Consider the following 16,640-nt stretch of genomic DNA (forward strand, 5'->3'; position numbering starts at 1 on the left):
CGTATTTTCTCTAGAGTAAAGTCAAAAACTCCATGAATATTATCCGCATTACCACTGAGAGGAAGAATTATAATCGTACTATTTATTTTTGCTGCAAGAAGCTCTGAGAAAAATATTTTCTATCGGTTATCGTCAAAATAATTGTTATTTAAGGACAAACTGAGAAAAAAGACAACTAGGAGGTAGGGTGATTTGCTTGTTTTGAACATTATTTAGCGTTGATTTTTAACTCCTACACTTGATTGTCACTTACTTATTAGGCTCAGTATTTGCATATGTCAAGTATTGTCACACCCCCTAAAAATCGTCAAAACTTTGCAAAAAAGCTTTTTGAGACGATCTTATTTACTCAATAAATTTTGCAAAGTTAATTAAATATAACTTTATATTGTTTTTTATTAAAAATTTAAAACAAGATGTAGCTAGCGATAAGGCAGCCCAATAATTGGTTGAAATGGAATCATTGGGCTGCGTTCGTTGAAGAATTTAGCCAGCTAAACTCTCTATACTTAAGGGAACCATATCCCCAGTTTTTGTCAGTCCTAGCAACATGGGTTCTTGAGCTTGAATTAATTGACCTGTAAGTACGCAGCGCTCTTCTTGCTGGGACGTAGCATCTATACTTGCTCGAATATCCGCACGGGAAAACCTCGGCTTCCACTCACCAGATTTTTGCTGGACATAATTCCACAGAATATCTCGAATCAATGCTTGATACCCCTGATTCCCAGATAGTTCTTTAAGCTTATCTTTTAACTCACGTTCCAAGCGGATGCTGGTTACTTCCATTTCGGTGGTAGGGGTGCGAGCAATTGTATGCATGATTTTTCTCCTTAAAACTATAGACAGGATAGTAATACAAGTGTAGTATGTTTATAGAAATGTTCAACAGGTGAAATTTTCTGTGATATTTATTGCTACTTACTCTACTTCCTCATGTATGTCCATCTGCCAAGCCAGTTGGGAATTAGCCACAATAGGAGTGGAGTATTTATTTATGGGCAAACGTTATCAACATCACGGGCAATTTACACAAAATAATCAAGATTGTGAATATACAAAAATTATTTCTTTTATCGAATTACTAGAACCAAATAAAACAAGCGGGAAGTATTGGCATATAAATGCTGTACCTAATATTAAATAAAGACTTCAAAGTCAACATTTAACCCCCGCTTCCTTGGAAAAAGAAGCGGGGGTTTTTTATGAGGAGCCAAGCTGTAATGAGCGTGATGCAAGTATTAGAAAAATCCGTGGTAGTATTTTCCCAAAATTATCTGCCGCTGTGTCGAGTAAATATTAAGCGAGCGGTCGTGCTTTTAGTAACTGATAAAGCGGAACCATTAGAGATTACCACGGATAATGGATGGCATATTAGCTCACCCAGCTTGGTGGTTTACGTACCACAGCATATCCGTTTAAAAATTGCTTCTCGCGAGCGGACGTGGAAAGTAGCACCCGTAAATCGACGTGAGGTTTTACGAAGAGACCATTACAGTTGTCAATACTGCGGTACCAACAAAGATTTAACGCTTGACCATGTAATTCCCCGCTCTCGTGGTGGTCGTCATACCTGGGACAACGTTGTAGCCGCTTGTTCTAAATGTAACTGCCGAAAAAGCGATCTGCTTGCAGCAGCGCTTCGCTATCGCACTCCCAAAGAAGCTGGGATGCAACTCCGGACAAAACCAAAAGCACCCGTCCATCCAACTATCTCTTTTGCAGAACAGTTTTGGAAAGGTGTTGTGCAAGCAAACCTGGAATAACAGGAGAGCATGAGGAATGCTAAAACTCACTTATACAGAAAACAGTTTTTACCTAGAGCTTTTAACTGAGTCTATAGAAGAATGGATACAAGCCAGAGTACTATTAATTTTGCGAGTCGGTCAAAGTTTGTGCGTTGAACCCAGCACTGCTTGTTTTTTACTTCCTGCTAATTTACCAGGATTAGGACAATTACATACTGAAGTAAAACGAGATAATAACAGGGAAATTATTGATGTTTATGCTTGCGATACAGATTATGTAGAAGTTGCTCTGCGGGGTTATTGGTTATCAGTTAACGCTCAAAACATCAGCGGTGGATTTGTGACAGCGATGAACAATAGCACTGAATTGTTTTTGCACAAACTGTGGTTGGAAGCTCATACAAGTGCTTCCCTAGCAATAGAGTAAGCGCTGAAATATTGAGAATAATTAGGCAATTTAGATTGGAAAAATTTACTTTTTATCCGGTCTTTTTTGCTATGTATTTTATCGATCAACTTAATAATAAGATTTTTTCAGGAAAGCCATTGACAGTTATGTAGTATATTTGTAGTATTAAAATAATGGAGCGCAATACAAAAAGATATTGCTTGTACAAATATGTTGTATATTCGCTCATTTATACCATCCCGACCGTCTGCGAAAGGTTGGCAATCTGGGAAAGAATCTAATTGCAATTTTCAAAAAACTCAAATTATAAAACCACCGGAATATGTTCGTAGAATTCAAGAAATCTACTATTTAGAGCGTCGGAGTTGTTTGTAAAATTAGAAATCTATTCTGTTACTTGAAAATTAAGTATGAAGTTCGATTATGTATATTAAAACTATTAATATTGTAGAGCATTTAAAGTCTTTAAACTGACTTGAAGCTGTTGAATCCGTACTTAAAATGGTAAAAAGCGGAATTGCGATCGCAGAAGCTGAAGATATTAAACAAAAATTAGCAGCAGGAGAAGCAAAATCCCTTAAGTAACTAATAATGAGCGATGAAACTGGGAATTACCAAACAGAAGCTGAAATTAAAAGCTTAATTGCTGCGTTTAAAAACTGTACTTTACCGCGTTGTGAGTGGAACCATACAGCACATTTAATCGTTGTACTATGGTATTTGATTCACTATGACAAAGAAGCCATAAATTGCATTCGTCAAGGTATCCAACGGTATAACACAGCCATAGGTATTAAAAATACAAAAGACGGAGGTTATCATGAAACACTGACTCTGTTTTGGATTCGTATGGTGAGTGATTATTTATCGGTTACTAAGGAGAAGAATTCGATTGGGGAAATGGCAATTGCCGTTTCTCGCACCTACGACGATAAGTATTTACCGTTTCAATACTATAGCCGGGATTTATTAATGTCTTGGGAAGCGCGTACTAATTGGGTTGAACCCGATTTAAATTTGATTTAAAAGGTTATTTATAGCCTCATTATTTTGTAAAAGAGGTGAGTATAATTCGTAATTCGTAATTCGTAATTAATGCCCCATAAATTAAATTTAGGGGCTTCGGTAGAGTCATTACCACGGATAAATCCGTCTTGCTCAGACCTTAAAATTTTACTCGGTGAAATATGAGCATATTTAAAGTTGAAGTAGTAGAAATCAATAGCGTAAATATTCATCCTAATGCCGATAAATTAGATATTATTTCCATAAACGGAATGGGATATCAAGTAATTTCAGCAAAGGGAAACTTTAAAGCCGGAGATTTAGCATTTTATTTTCCTATTGATAGCGTGATTCCCGATCGATATGTAGAGGAATTCGGCATCGGTTCTTACTATTCAAAAAAACTTCGTGCGGCAAAACTGCGGGGAATTTTCTCAGAAGGGTTGCTAATTCCTGTAAACAAGAATTTTACAGTCAATGTCGGAGATGATTATACCGAATATTTTAGCGTTACTAAATATGAATATCCAATCCCCAAAACAATGAACGGGGATATGGAAAGTCATGTCGGACATTATAAATTTCCGGCTCCACAACACCTCAAACGCTATCCAGATATTTTAACTGAAGGAGAGCAAATAGTAGTTACTGAAAAGATACACGGAACTAACTTTACTGTTTTGGTAGATGCTGATTCTATTCGTATTGGTAGTCACAATTATTTCTGGAAAGATAACGAAACAAATAAAAACTTAGTTTATATTCGTGCTTACCACGAAAACGAAGCTTTGCAAAAATTGCCCCCAGATACTCAAGTTTTTGGAGAAATATATGGCGTACAAGATATTAAATACGGATTGAAAGACGGTAAAATTGGTATTACTTTATTTGCTGTACGTCGTAACGGCATATTCCTTGATTACGAAGGTTTTGTTGCTTTCTGCGAAGAGTTTAATTTACCAACGGCACCACTACTTTACACTGGTGCTTACAGTCAGGAAATAGTCTCTAAATTCAATAATAAAGATAGCGCACTTTCCCCAGATTGCATGATGGAAGGTGTCGTAATTCAACCCGCTTGCGAGCGAACTCATCCACTTTTCGGTAGGGTAGCTTTGAAATTAATTAGCGATCAATATCTACTTCGTAAAGGTGGAAGCGAATTACATTAAGTAGATAGGCGTAATTAAATATAAGATAAGACCTCACCACGCCACTTGCTACAACGCGGGAAACCCGCGCAACGCAGTGGCTTCTCAATCCCTTATTAAGGAGAGGGAAGCCAGACTAAGGATGAGGTTTTATATTTAATTTGACCCACTTACTTAACAATTATCAATTAGTTGATCTTCTTGTTTGTTTTCATCTCTTTCTTCCTCTCCGCGAAACTTTGCGTTCCTTTGCGTTAAAAAAATGAATAATAAACTAATACTTTTCAATTATCTAGAACATCTATCCTTAGTTCTAACAAATTGCTTGACAAAACCAAAAAATACATACTACAATGTAACACGACAGCGACTGAGTTACGTACAGCACTTTAACCACCCTGATGCCAAATTTGGGAAAACCGCGTTCAAACGGTCTAGGAATATTGCTACTCTAACTACCCGTCCTACTTCCAATTTAATAAATTCATTTAATTTAGTAGGAACTCAGTTGGGTATAAAATTTTATGCTCCCGGAGTTTCTTTTAAGTAATAGATATTTTAAATAAAAAATTGCCCTAAGTGGTTTATAGCAAATACTTATAATATCCAGTATCTTAAATATTATTAACAATACTTTGGAAAGAGTAATTTATAAATTATAATCGCCTATCCTTTAATTAAAATCCAAAATATAATGACGCGGGAGCGTCTTCCCGTCTTTATAATCCAAAATCTAAAATAGTATAAGCTTCCTGAATACTGAATAACGGCTCTAAACCTGAAAATATGGGATTTGATTATTTTGGACAACAAGAAAATTCTCGCTCCAATAGCAACCGTCAAAGCTTGCTTGCTTGCGGTTGGAGACCTTTTTACCGGGAATTGAACTGGGAATTTCTGTGGCAACTATTATCTCGTGATTCGCAAGAATTAACTCAAAAAACTTTAAATTTAACTAGCAGTCTTGCTCAGACAATAGGACGAAATCATTATGCTTGGTGGGCTAATTTCATAAATCTGGCTTCTGAAGATACTCGCTATGAATTTGAGAAATACTGGAACTACATCACTCCCGATCCACTAACACCAGACCATCGTTACAAAGATGTTTTGAGTACAGAAACCCCGATAGTTCAATTTGTAAGCCGTAGCAGCATTCCCATTGATTATCTGTTAAATAGACTCCAAGAAATCACAGTATTTCGAGTTCTCACATTATTAGAAACTCCTGACTTAATTACTCAATATTATTTAGAAAGGGATTTTTATTTACCTATTGAAAAATTTAATAGTTGGGAACGTTTGGAAGTTATTAATACGGTTTATGCTTACTGGTCTAAATACGATGTTTGGCTGCAAATTGACCCTTACGAAAGAGGAAGAAGACAATATACTTTAATGGCACAAAGTTTAACACCATTAATTAACAAATCGACTTACGATTTAGCCGTAATGTTAAGCGGATATCAAAGTCGTGTAGGGAAAATTAATACTCAGTTTTCGATTAATAGCTTTCCTCAAGATATTCAGGATTTTACAGATAACGTACAGCAAGCGATTTTAAATCAAAGTCAACTAGCAGTATTGGTACATGGTGAACCCGGTACGGGGAAAACCGTATGGACACAAGCAGTTGCGAAAGAAATTCTTGTACCTTTGGGATATGTGATTTTCATTTTGGATCATGATGCTATTTCTAACTTTGTTCCGCCAATTTATTTGGAACGAATTTGTATCATAATTAATGAAGCTGATAATCTGGCGCAAAATCGCGCTAGTGAAGTGGCTCAATACAGTAACAAGACAGAACATATCTTGAGCTTGTTGGATGGAACCTTGTATCAAAGTGTGATTGATGACTCAGGACTGCAAATCCAGCAGAAATTAGTGATGTTAATGACTTGTAATACTACAGAAAGATTAGACCCCGCAATGTTGCGTAAAGGTAGAGTTGATTTGATGTATGAATTTAATCATAAGTATGTTTAGTTTGAGTAATATCTTTGCCATTACTTGTATAAACAACCTTTTGTGTGAATTAAGAAAGCCTGCTATCCTATGAGGGTTTCGAGGTTGGTCAATTCCCATTAAATGTAAATTATAAAATAATGGTAAGAACTACTTGTGGCGTTATCGTAATGAGAGAGAAAGCTATAATAAGTTTTCTTATATTGCTCAATTCAGATTCTAGAAATACATATGATATACCAAAAGGTCGTATGGATTCAGGAGAAGATGAAAAAACTTGTGCATTAAGAGAATTATTTGAAGAAACAGGGATTAGACCTGAAGATATAGATTTAGATATGGGATTTCGACATTACGTTTACGATAAAAATAAACAAAAAAAACTCGTGATATTTTTAGGATGGCTGAGGCAAAAAGTTGCAATAAAACTTAGTAAAGAACATACCGATTATAAATGGATAGATTGGAATCCACCACATTCTATTCAGCAACAAACCATCGATCCTTTATTATCATATTTAGAAGACTATTTTCTTTAATTAGATAAATTAGATTATTAATACCACTAGGGGATGCAATTCCTTACTGTTTCAGCATTAATTAAATTTAATATTATTAGTATTACTTTCAATTTAGATTAATGTTTATTTAAGATCCAAGATATCAATTATGAAGCTACATAGATTTGAAGATGCAAATCTGTTTTATACAACGGTAAAAGATTATTTATTAACAGATGAAGTATTACATAATTTGCAGTTGGGAATTAGCAGTACTTTAATTAATAATCCAGATAGATATAAGAATAAACCTTATTTAGCAGCAGTAGAAAGGGATGGAAATATTATTGCAGTGGCAATGATGACAGTTGTTCATAACTTGTTACTATCAAAAATTCAAGATTTAACAGCAGTAGATATTATTGTTCAATATTTGCAGCGAGAGAATGATTCATTAACGAATATAAATGCTCCTGTTGTTGAAGCACAAGCTTTCGCAGAAAAATGGTGTTTATCAACGGGTAAATCTTATCAATTAAAAGAAGCATTACGTATTTTCAAATTGGAAAAAGTAGAGTTGTTTTTACAAGCCAAAGGTAATTTCAGATTAGCTACAGAAAGTGATAAAGAAATTCTCAAAACTTGGCATGATGCTTTTTGTTTAGAAGCATTAGGTGTTATTGAATCGGATAGCGAAAGCTGGGTCAAAAGAAGTTTAGAGAAAGGTACTACTTATTTATGGCAAGATGAAATTCCAGTTTCCATTGCTTGCAGTACTCGTTCCACTCCTAATGGAATTGGAATAAGTATGGTTTACACTCCACCCGAACACCGCAAACGAGGTTATGCAGGTGCTTGTGTTACAGCTTTAAGTCAAACTTTACTCAATAAAGGTTATAAATTCTGCTTTCTGTTTACCGATTTATCTAATCCGACTTCTAATAAAATATATCAACAAATTGGTTATAAACCTGTAGCTGACTGGAATAATTATTCTTTTTGTTGAAGATTTTGATCTAGTGAATATTCATGATAATTACAGCACTTTGCAGCTAAATGAGGTACAAAAATGTATCATGAAACTCTTGTGGGATGGAAAGCAGCGCGTTGCGGAGGAACATGACCGTTGTAGCGACTGCGGGGCTTCTTAGACCGTCCGAATGTACTACATTAAAACGAAATCTGCTGTATGAATTTAAAAAGAGCGATTTTATTCTTACTATTAGTAGTTCCTGGTAGTGCTGCTGTAATTGCATCTACTTGGTGGGGTATTAATGATTTTTCAGCTTTAGAAAAAGCAAATCGAAATTTCGATAAGTTGGTGAGTGAAGGAGCAGATCAAAAAGAATTGTTTATTGCATCTCACAAAGAAAATACCCATCGCATTAATGTTGGTTTTGATGGAACTTGGGTAGCACTTGGAGGAATTTTGATTAGTATGGGAATATTAGGAATAGCTCAAACACAGAATAAATAAATATTATTGTGGTTCTTGACGTATATTCAAACGTCTTCCCAATTGGTCATAAACTAAAATATCCCATTGTCCGTTTAAAGTATACTCAAAAGCAATCCTGTTACCATCAGCACTAATTGTCGGATTGCGGACTTCTGCTTGTAAATTACTTGTTAAATTACGCGACTGACGAATTTCCTTGTCATACAAAAAGATATTACTTCTTCCCTCTTGAGAAACAGCAAAAACAATATATCTACCGTCTTGAGAAACCGATGGATGATTTGCGATCGCATCAAAGGAATTCAACCCAGGTAAGTTAATTAAACTGCGAGTCACGCGATCAAACATATAAACATCTTGGCTTCCCTGACGATCGCTCGTGTAAACAATGTATCTACCGGAAATATGAGGATTTAACTCCGAAGCACCAGAATTCAGACTTCTACCACCATTATCAAACGGGTAACTCAATATACGTGGAGAACTACAACTACTTAATAATCCAAAACTGATAGATAAACAAAATAAAATAAAGCGGTTCATCAACCATCGATGATCAATTATCAATAAATTTACAGTTCCTAACTTTTTCCCTCTGTGTCCCCATCTTCCTTACTGAGAGGGTACACTGACTGGCGCACCGTTGGGAATGTCTAATTCTACATTCGCTCCGCGATCAAGTACTTCTATATCCCACTGTCCGCGAATAGTTGTTTCAAATACAACATATCGACCATCCGGGCTGATACTGGGGTTTCTAATCGAGCCGTTGTAAGTCGGGGTAAGGATTTGCGACTGTCCCACAGCGCGATCATAAAGCCCTACAACTGGTCTGCCACGGTCGTTTGTACTGTAAACTATGTAACGTCCGCTATAGCTGAGGCTGGGACTTTCAGCGATCGCGTTACGTCGATTTAAACGTGGTGTGGGAATCAACTGCTGCTGTTCTAAGTCATACAATAACAATTGCTGGGTACTGCTACGGTTTGATACATAGGCTAAAAAGCGACCGTTTCCACTCAAAGCTGGCTGTTCTTCGGTATTACGAGTATTCAGCGAGTTAGAGCCAATAGGAGTATCGTTGTAACTACAAGATACAAGCAAACTAACCAAACTAACCAAACTAATATAAAGACTCCAATGAAATTTGAATTGGAGCCATAAGCGGATAAATTTGTTCACCTCACTGTTTTCCGCTGTTTATCGCTCTACACATCGTCCAGATTTATGGGATTATCTTTCTCGTCTTCTAAACGAACAATTGGGTTGTAATCTTCATAATCAGTCGGTATGACTTCATCAATCCCACGTTCTCGTCTGGGGTCTGAATCTCTACTAGGACGACGTTTTTTTGAAGTTCTAGGTTGAATATCTTCTTCAATTCTTGGAGAGCTTGGGGGTCTGTTGCTCCGACGAGATGCTCTTCTTTCTTCAGCAATAGAATTATCCCAGTCATCAGCAGCGGGTCGGGAAGATGAACCCCAATCGCTTTCTTCAAGTCTGGGAGTGCTGCGATTTGTAGTACGCTTGCTGCTAGAGCTACTATTACTGCGACGACGGGGTGGTTTGTCGTCTTCGATTCTTTCTATATCGTTGCGACGCTCTGGACGACGGGGAGCTTGGTCTTCGTAGTAGTCGTTGCGGGATGAACGAGTGTCCCGACTTCCTCGAATTTGCGGACGCTCTTTTGGACGCTCTTCTTCATAATAGGGGTCGTAAGGTAAAGGCTCTCGCTCGTAATCTTCTACCTCAGCACCATATTTACCGCGATCATCATAATCATAACGGTCACTGACATCGCGATCGCGATCTACAATTGGAGTGCTGCGTTTGGCTTGGGCTGTAGCAATCCCGCGCAAACGAAGACTCTCATAAGCAAAATAGAAAGTAGTTACGACTAAAAGAAATTGACCAAATTGCATGATAGGGTCATATCGCCACCCTTGAAAAATAAGAATAAAACCGCACAATAAGCCGACAGCAGCAAAAAATATATCTTGATCGCGTGAAAGTTCCGGACGTATGGTACGCAGAAAATATAGTCCGGCTCCAGCAACAGCTAGAAAAATTCCTAAAATCGTAACTGGGGTAGTACCTATATTTACCTGAGCCAGAACGCTGGCTGAGTTCAGCCCAAAAGTTAGCATTGTTATTTTCCCGATATCAAATCTATGTTAGCTATTCACAACTAAAATCTCTACAGCAAACAAACACAAATATAGTAAAGACGCGAATTGTCTGACTCCAAACGGGAGTTATTCAAAATCGCGCCTTTACATTATTACTTAAAGTCAACAAGACTAGACGTGTCGGTTAAGTATAACTTATCCTCTGCGGGAGGAATAATCATTCGATTTTAGATTTTAGATTTTGGATTTTGGATTGACCCCGTATCCGAAGTTAAGGGTAAAGACAAGAATCGAAAATTTATTCTCTACAACCCAAGTCGGTAGCTTGAAACTAGATTTTAGATTTTGTCTTTAATCCGAAATCCATATGACGCGAAAGCGTTTTCCCGCCGAGTAATATAAATCTAAAATTCTCTTATGAACGTTGGATTTTATCTCTTTGGCTAATAAAAATTAATGCCACTGTTGCGGGAATCACAAAAATCGCCGCACCCCAGGCTAAGCTCCAAAGAAAATTTGCTAAAGAGGGAGTCATAATTACAACCTTTTTTTTACATTCTTCTTTAATTCTAATACCACGAAATGAATTGTATTAACGTGAGTGGGATGAGAAGTTGGGTTTTTATCAAATTTGTAACCGTATTACAGATACTCGCATCTAAAAACCCGACTTCTGAAGCTGTGAGAGCGGTTTAAAGGTCGTTTTTGAGCATCGATCTCACGTTGTACTAAGTCTTAATCGTTGAATCCGGCAGCTAGAAGACAGTATGGTTGGTTAAGTTACCGATAAAATAATTATAGATGCTTATGCATTTCTTTAAATCTTGCTCGATAAATCATGAATACCCTTGATGCTAGCAATTTGATTCTCAGTCTTGTATTGGGGCTGATGACCTTTTTGTTTATTTTCCGAATTATTTTAACTTGGTATCCCCAAGCGGAACTGAATCGCTTTCCTTTTAATGTCATAGTGAAACCTACCGAACCATTTTTAATCGTGCTGCGAAAACTAGTACCACCCATTGGAGGTGTAGATATTACACCGATTATTTGGGTAGGAATATTCAGTTTGGCACGGGAAATTTTGTTAGGTCAGCAAGGATTGCTGACCATGCTTGCTCATACCAGCTAGTACTTCACCACATTAAGAAAGCGGGGTAAAACATTCGTAGTGCGACCATCTTGGTCGCTCGTTACAATTGGTGAGCGAGACGCTCGCACTACGCTAACTCCTCATAACTTATGTGGTGGAGTACTAGTCGATTGCATTAAATTTCACTGGTTTTCAATTGATTTACGTAAAAAATCTACGAAGGTTGAGGCAATAAAAGATGACAAAATGCTAGGAGGGATGGCAAATCAACTAGCACAAGTATCATCTGCGATCGTAGCTGTTTCCTACGGAATTACAAACTACCAATTTGCCTGTTGGTACAATAATAAATATATAATCCGGCGAATATAATTTCGCTACTATACAAACTAAGTCCACTTGCGTGGACTTCATGAAATAACCCACGCAGGTGGGTTTCGCTTGTGTAGCCGCGATTTATAATCGCCAGGTTTGAATAAAATTTAACTTTTAATATGAATTTAGAATCTACGTATTTTCTTACATTTAAATTAAGTATCAGATTGCTATATAGATAATCAGGACTTACGTTAGCGGAGCGTGACGCGGTAGCGTCATTATTGTCACAAATGGTTGATGGTACGTGACGCTATAAACCTTATTACTACGTTCAAATTTTCTCATAGCGTCACACACTAGGGTGTTGACTTTGTGGTTTTTTTTGGGCTAAAAGTTCATATAGTTTTTGTGTTGGCTTTTGACGGTCGGCAGAGCCGACTGTCATGGGTTCCCAGCCTCCGGCTGGGAACCAGTTAAACCAGTTAATGCATGAGCCAAAAACGGGTAAATTCTATCAAAGTCAACATCCTAGTCACACACCCTACAAAAAAATGTGCCTTTTTGCTAAGTCCTAATAATAAATATAAGTTTTTGAGATAATATCACGTTATAGCCAAATCGGTCGGGTTTAAATTAGCTATTTTTTGCAAAAAAAATTTAATTATGAATTTTACAACCCAACGTCAATTGACAGTTGCATTAGAAAATTATCCCGGTCGTCTAGCTACTGTTAGCAGTATTATTTCTCAACAAGATATTAATATTATGGCAATTAGTCTTGTTGACAATATTGAGCAAGGTGTGATTCGTTTGGTAAGTAGCGAACCCGCTATCTGCAAAAGTCTTTTGGTAAAAGAAGGATTGTACGTAATTGAGGCAGAAGTCTTAGCGATTGAACTTACCGATAGTCCGGGAGAATTAGCTCGACTAACTCAGGCTTTAGGCAGCGCCCAAATTAATATTGAATATACTTACGGTAGCACCGTTCGCCCTGATGACAAAATGCGTTTAATATTGAAAGTTTCCGATTTGAAAAAGGCTTGTCAAATCCTCACAGAATTGTAAGGAGAAATAATTTGTGGCTTGCTTAAATAAGGGGAATATTGGCATTTTGCCAGCTGGAGCGCTGGGAGTTGCTTTTTTTTATCATTTGAGTAACAAATTAAAGCAATTAGATGGTGTCTACTTGTTGGAAAGACGGGGTTCTAAAAGTGCCAAAGCTTTACGCAAGGATGGCAAAATAAATATTGACACCTCAGAAGGAATCAAGTCTTTATCTACAGAAGAGATTCTCAAACCGGATTTAATTAAAAGCGCTCAGTCTGGTTTTTTGCCAGAAGTGGTTCTCATCTGTCCCAATCCCGACCAACTTTTAGATACGATTACAACCATTGTAGAATTGCTAGTTCTTGTGTACGAGCAAGGACAGATATCTTCACCAAATGAATCTTTCCCGTTGTTTATCCTTGCTTCAAACGGCATCTATTTTCAAAGATTTCGACAAATATTTATTGAAAAAATCGAAGAAGCAACGCTGTTTGCCCGTTTACCTGACTTATGGCCGGATATAATACCCCAGATTGTCTGCCGACTGCTGCGTGGTGTCACGATTCAAACCGGATTGCGGATCGGAAGTGGAGCTAAAACAATTTATCGTCCAGGACCTAAAGGAAGAACTCAAATTGCTGGAGGAAATGCTGAGACAAGATCGCGTTGTATTAATATTTTGACAGAACGAGGAGCTTGGTTTGAAGAAGCTGCAAATATTTCGGCGACTCGCGTGGAATTTGATAAAGCGCTGGTGAATCTTATGGTTAATTTACTCGGACAGTTATTAGCGATTGATTCCCAAGGGCATTTTCAACTTTTAACAGTTGGAGAAATTCTCAATTCTGCTTATCAATCTCGGATTCGTGAATTAGTCGATCAAGTATTTAGGGTAGGACAAATGGTCAAAGTTTACGATTTACAAGAAGATATAGAAGTCATTTTTGACGGAGCTATAAAAAGCGCTCAAAAACACTCAACTCACGTTCCTTCCAGTCTGCAATGGGTAGATATGAATTTGCATCATGGTACTTTGCAACCTCAAATGAGTCCCACAGAGTCTTGGTTAATAGAACCTTTGATTCGTTATGCTAAAGCATCTGGTTTGGAAGATGCTGCAAGTTATTTTCAGGAACTCAAAGATGAATTAGTTAATAAGTTAACTTTGGCAAGTAATCTAAATAAAAAGTAAATTTCAAAGTAAATTTTAACTTATATGAAAACAAAAACAGTTGGTATCGCATCTGTTGGTTATTATCTGCCTTCAGGAGTGTTAACTTCTGAGGAAATGGCAAAACTCAGCAATTTACCAGAGATGGTTTTTACTGAAAAAATTGGCATAAACAACAAACCAATTGCTGCAAAAGATGAGCATCCTAGCGATATGGGGATTAAAGCAGCATTAAAAGCCATAGATCGGGCAGAAATTACAGCAAAAGAAATTGATTTGATTGCTTATTGTGGTGCGGGGGATTATGATTACAGATTTTGGTCCCCTGCTGCCAAAATTCAAGATGAAATTGGCGCAGAAAACGCTTTTGCTTTTGAAGTCAGAAATTTTTGTAATAGCGGTAACTTGGGTATACATCTATGTCGGAATATGTTGCTGGCAGATGATGAGTTAACTTATGCATTAATTATTTGCAGCGATAAACTATCCGTGCTGCTTGATTATACAGATTTAGATTGTTTATCAACATTTATTTTTGCAGATGGTTCGGCAGCAGCAATTTTGAAAAAAGGAGAACCTAGCAACCAAATTCTTTCTTATCACGCGATGACTAACGGGAAGATGGCTGATTATCTCAAAGTGCCTTTGGCAGGAACAAAGTTTCCCATCGATAACACAGAAATAGATCGAAAATTAAGTTATTTAAAAGTTGCTAATCCGAAGGAATTAGAAGGTACATTATCAGAACTTTATTTAGAAAACTATCAGAAGGTTATTCATAGTTCGTTACGTAAAAGCGCTTATTCTATTGAGAATGTAGATTTTTTATTTACCAATCAAGTCAAAAAAAGCTTATCAATAAAGATTCTTGAATCATTAGGATTAAGCAACGAGCAGACATTCATTTCTTTACCTGAACATGGTCATTTAGGTGCCGTAGATACTATTTTTTGTTTGACTAAAACCTTAGAATCAAATAAAATTAAACCAGGAAATTTAGTAGTTTTAGCTAGTAGCGCCGCTGGATTCTCTTGGGCAGCATTAACTGTAAAATATAGCGATTAGCTTGGGTTAAATGCACAAATATTAATGGTTTTTAACTAAAAATTAATCCAAGCATCCTAACCCAATATTTAATTATCGATATGAAGCAATATCCTAATTTACCCACAATACGGATGTTGGGTTAGACACGATAAAATAGATTTTTGTCGCTTTCTTAAAATTGGTTTTCGTGTCTAACCCAACCTACAAACTACAAACTAACATTGATAATTGATTAAAATTGTTTATCAAAGTATTCACGCCAGTAAATTATCTTCCCATCTTTAATTTCAAAAATTATTGCATCATCAATCTGGGATTTCTTCCCAGTTTTTTTATTTGTATCGCTCCAAGTCCATTCAATTGCTCCTTCTTTTTCACTTGTAATAATTCGCGTTATTTTTATTTTTGTATCTGTAAATTCCTTAAAATAACCTTCCGCAGCTTTTTTAATATCTTCCCTGCCTTTTAAAGAAGTACCAGGAGCAATAAATACACCATTTTCTGCAAAGTCGGCGATAATTGCTTGAGAATTTGCAGTTTCCCAAGCTTGAGCCTGTCTTTGTAAAAGCTCTTGAATGTCTAGATTCAAATCTTTCGATGAAGAGATATTAGTTGTTGAATTTTTGGCTACTTTATTATCTTCAAGTATATTAGATGAGCAGCTAAAGATGTAAATAATAATAGCGATTAAAGTTACTATTTGTGAATTATTTAATAATCTATTTTTATTCAAGTTTGAATCCAAGTTTTCGGAGAGAAGGGGCAGCTATTTTTTGAAGTGGAAATAATTCGTCAAGCAAGTAAATATTCCTGAATAAATTCAACCATACCCTCACCTTCATCTGAAGTTGCTATCCAATCAGCTTTCGCTTTTACGGTATCTTCAGCGTTTCCCACCGCGACTTTAAACCCACAAAAATCCAAAAAATCTAAATCGTTTTCTGCATCACCAACACCAATAACTTGATTTTTTGTAATATCAAAATGTAATAATGCTTTTTCAAGTCCCTTTGCTTTATTTATCCCCAAAGGTAAAATTAAACCATAATCTTTATGACAAATTATATGTATAGGAAATTTAAATTCGTCAATTAAATCGTTAACTTTTTTTACAAACCTACGGCGAACTGTTGCCATAATTGTATTTTGATAAAATGGTATTCTATGGTGCATTAATTGTGCAATAAATTCTATCGGTGGATTGCTAGCTAAAGGCTCTATTTTGTCTTGAGATGGAAAATATAAGATTGCTCCATTTTCTGCAACTATTAAATCAAATAATTTAATTTGGGGACATATACGTAATAAATCATCAAATCCCCTTCCCGTCACAATAGCAATTAAAAAACCATTATTTTTCGCTTGCAATAAGGCTTTTGCAACATTATCTGTAATTTTACCCCTCGTTGCGATCGTCCCATCATAATCAGTTGCTAACATTTTAAATGGGGAATTTATCATTGGTTAATTCATCTCTTGCAACGCTCAAAATATAACACAAAAGCTCATCCTACAGACCTTTGGCAAGTAATCTAAATAAAAAGTAAATTTTAAAGTAAATTTCAACTTATATAAAAACAGAAACAGTTGGTATC

The 16,640-nt window shown here is 36.4% G+C and carries 21 protein-coding genes; 14 read left to right on the forward strand and 7 right to left on the reverse strand.

Annotated elements, in window-relative coordinates:
- Positions 1 to 486: 486 nt before the first annotated feature.
- Entirely contained in the window at positions 487 to 822 is a 336-nt protein-coding gene (locus tag VB797_RS17850; protein ID WP_323239068.1) for a hypothetical protein, read from the reverse strand.
- Positions 823 to 940: 118 nt separating this feature from the next.
- Between VB797_RS17850 and VB797_RS17855 the strand changes: the two genes are divergently transcribed.
- The 9 genes from VB797_RS17855 to VB797_RS17895 all read left to right on the forward strand — a co-directional run bounded on the left by VB797_RS17855 (position 941) and on the right by VB797_RS17895 (position 8,258).
- Positions 941 to 1,147 carry a hypothetical protein gene (locus VB797_RS17855; protein WP_323239069.1) on the forward strand — a complete coding sequence of 69 codons (207 nt, stop codon included), beginning with the start codon at positions 941 to 943 and terminating at the stop codon, positions 1,145 to 1,147.
- Between the two features lie 58 nt (positions 1,148 to 1,205).
- Positions 1,206 to 1,766 carry an HNH endonuclease gene (locus tag VB797_RS17860; protein WP_323239070.1) on the forward strand — a complete coding sequence of 187 codons (561 nt, stop codon included), beginning with the start codon at positions 1,206 to 1,208 and terminating at the stop codon, positions 1,764 to 1,766.
- A gap of 16 nt (positions 1,767 to 1,782) precedes the next feature.
- Positions 1,783 to 2,175 carry an alr0857 family protein gene (locus VB797_RS17865; RefSeq protein WP_323239071.1) on the forward strand — a complete coding sequence of 131 codons (393 nt, stop codon included), beginning with the start codon at positions 1,783 to 1,785 and terminating at the stop codon, positions 2,173 to 2,175.
- Positions 2,176 to 2,748: 573 nt separating this feature from the next.
- Entirely contained in the window at positions 2,749 to 3,183 is a 435-nt protein-coding gene (locus VB797_RS17870; RefSeq protein ID WP_323239072.1) for a hypothetical protein, read from the forward strand.
- A gap of 161 nt (positions 3,184 to 3,344) precedes the next feature.
- Entirely contained in the window at positions 3,345 to 4,334 is a 990-nt protein-coding gene (locus tag VB797_RS17875; RefSeq protein ID WP_323239073.1) for an RNA ligase family protein, read from the forward strand.
- A 765-nt stretch (positions 4,335 to 5,099) separates the two neighbouring features.
- Positions 5,100 to 6,302 carry an AAA family ATPase gene (locus tag VB797_RS17880; protein ID WP_323239074.1) on the forward strand — a complete coding sequence of 401 codons (1,203 nt, stop codon included), beginning with the start codon at positions 5,100 to 5,102 and terminating at the stop codon, positions 6,300 to 6,302.
- A gap of 119 nt (positions 6,303 to 6,421) precedes the next feature.
- Complete coding sequence (locus VB797_RS17885; RefSeq protein ID WP_323239075.1) at positions 6,422 to 6,820, forward strand: bis(5'-nucleosyl)-tetraphosphatase; 399 nt, start codon at positions 6,422 to 6,424, stop codon at positions 6,818 to 6,820.
- A gap of 130 nt (positions 6,821 to 6,950) precedes the next feature.
- Entirely contained in the window at positions 6,951 to 7,787 is an 837-nt protein-coding gene (locus tag VB797_RS17890) for a GNAT family N-acetyltransferase (RefSeq protein ID WP_323239076.1), read from the forward strand.
- Between the two features lie 183 nt (positions 7,788 to 7,970).
- Entirely contained in the window at positions 7,971 to 8,258 is a 288-nt protein-coding gene (locus VB797_RS17895) for a hypothetical protein (RefSeq protein WP_323239077.1), read from the forward strand.
- Between the two features lie 3 nt (positions 8,259 to 8,261).
- Here VB797_RS17895 and VB797_RS17900 read toward each other — a convergent pair whose 3' ends face one another.
- From VB797_RS17900 to psbX, 4 genes are all read right to left on the reverse strand, one after another.
- Positions 8,262 to 8,783, reverse strand: a complete 522-nt coding sequence (locus tag VB797_RS17900; RefSeq protein WP_323239078.1) for a Tol biopolymer transporter periplasmic protein — start codon at positions 8,781 to 8,783, stop codon at positions 8,262 to 8,264.
- Between the two features lie 69 nt (positions 8,784 to 8,852).
- Positions 8,853 to 9,422 carry a hypothetical protein gene (locus tag VB797_RS17905; RefSeq protein ID WP_323239079.1) on the reverse strand — a complete coding sequence of 190 codons (570 nt, stop codon included), beginning with the start codon at positions 9,420 to 9,422 and terminating at the stop codon, positions 8,853 to 8,855.
- Between the two features lie 26 nt (positions 9,423 to 9,448).
- Entirely contained in the window at positions 9,449 to 10,387 is a 939-nt protein-coding gene (locus VB797_RS17910; protein WP_323239080.1) for a Ycf66 family protein, read from the reverse strand.
- Positions 10,388 to 10,784: 397 nt separating this feature from the next.
- Positions 10,785 to 10,904: a photosystem II reaction center X protein gene (gene psbX, locus VB797_RS17915; RefSeq protein WP_193923243.1), complete on the reverse strand. Its 120-nt coding sequence runs from the start codon at positions 10,902 to 10,904 to the stop codon at positions 10,785 to 10,787.
- A gap of 303 nt (positions 10,905 to 11,207) precedes the next feature.
- On the opposite strand from psbX, the gene VB797_RS17920 reads away from it, so the two are divergent.
- From VB797_RS17920 to VB797_RS17940, 5 genes are all read left to right on the forward strand, one after another.
- Entirely contained in the window at positions 11,208 to 11,501 is a 294-nt protein-coding gene (locus VB797_RS17920) for a YggT family protein (protein WP_323239081.1), read from the forward strand.
- A 39-nt stretch (positions 11,502 to 11,540) separates the two neighbouring features.
- A complete protein-coding gene (locus VB797_RS17925; RefSeq protein ID WP_323239082.1) occupies positions 11,541 to 11,834 on the forward strand; it encodes a hypothetical protein in 294 nt (97 codons plus the stop codon).
- 609 nt (positions 11,835 to 12,443) lie between these two features.
- Positions 12,444 to 12,845, forward strand: a complete 402-nt coding sequence (locus VB797_RS17930) for an amino acid-binding protein (RefSeq protein WP_323239083.1) — start codon at positions 12,444 to 12,446, stop codon at positions 12,843 to 12,845.
- A 13-nt stretch (positions 12,846 to 12,858) separates the two neighbouring features.
- Complete coding sequence (locus VB797_RS17935) at positions 12,859 to 14,019, forward strand: hypothetical protein (RefSeq protein ID WP_323239084.1); 1,161 nt, start codon at positions 12,859 to 12,861, stop codon at positions 14,017 to 14,019.
- Between the two features lie 24 nt (positions 14,020 to 14,043).
- Positions 14,044 to 15,063, forward strand: a complete 1,020-nt coding sequence (locus VB797_RS17940) for a 3-oxoacyl-[acyl-carrier-protein] synthase III C-terminal domain-containing protein (RefSeq protein ID WP_323239085.1) — start codon at positions 14,044 to 14,046, stop codon at positions 15,061 to 15,063.
- A 214-nt stretch (positions 15,064 to 15,277) separates the two neighbouring features.
- Here the strand turns inward: VB797_RS17940 and VB797_RS17945 are convergent, their stop codons facing one another.
- On the reverse strand, positions 15,278 to 15,778 hold the full coding sequence (locus tag VB797_RS17945) for an SgcJ/EcaC family oxidoreductase (RefSeq protein ID WP_323239086.1): 501 nt from the start codon (positions 15,776 to 15,778) through the stop codon (positions 15,278 to 15,280).
- Positions 15,779 to 15,837: 59 nt separating this feature from the next.
- Entirely contained in the window at positions 15,838 to 16,506 is a 669-nt protein-coding gene (locus tag VB797_RS17950; RefSeq protein ID WP_323239087.1) for an HAD family hydrolase, read from the reverse strand.
- Between the last annotated feature and the right edge of the window lie 134 nt (positions 16,507 to 16,640).

Origin of the sequence: Rivularia sp. UHCC 0363 (genome assembly GCF_034931125.1) — a bacterium.
Classification (GTDB): domain Bacteria; phylum Cyanobacteriota; class Cyanobacteriia; order Cyanobacteriales; family Nostocaceae; genus Rivularia.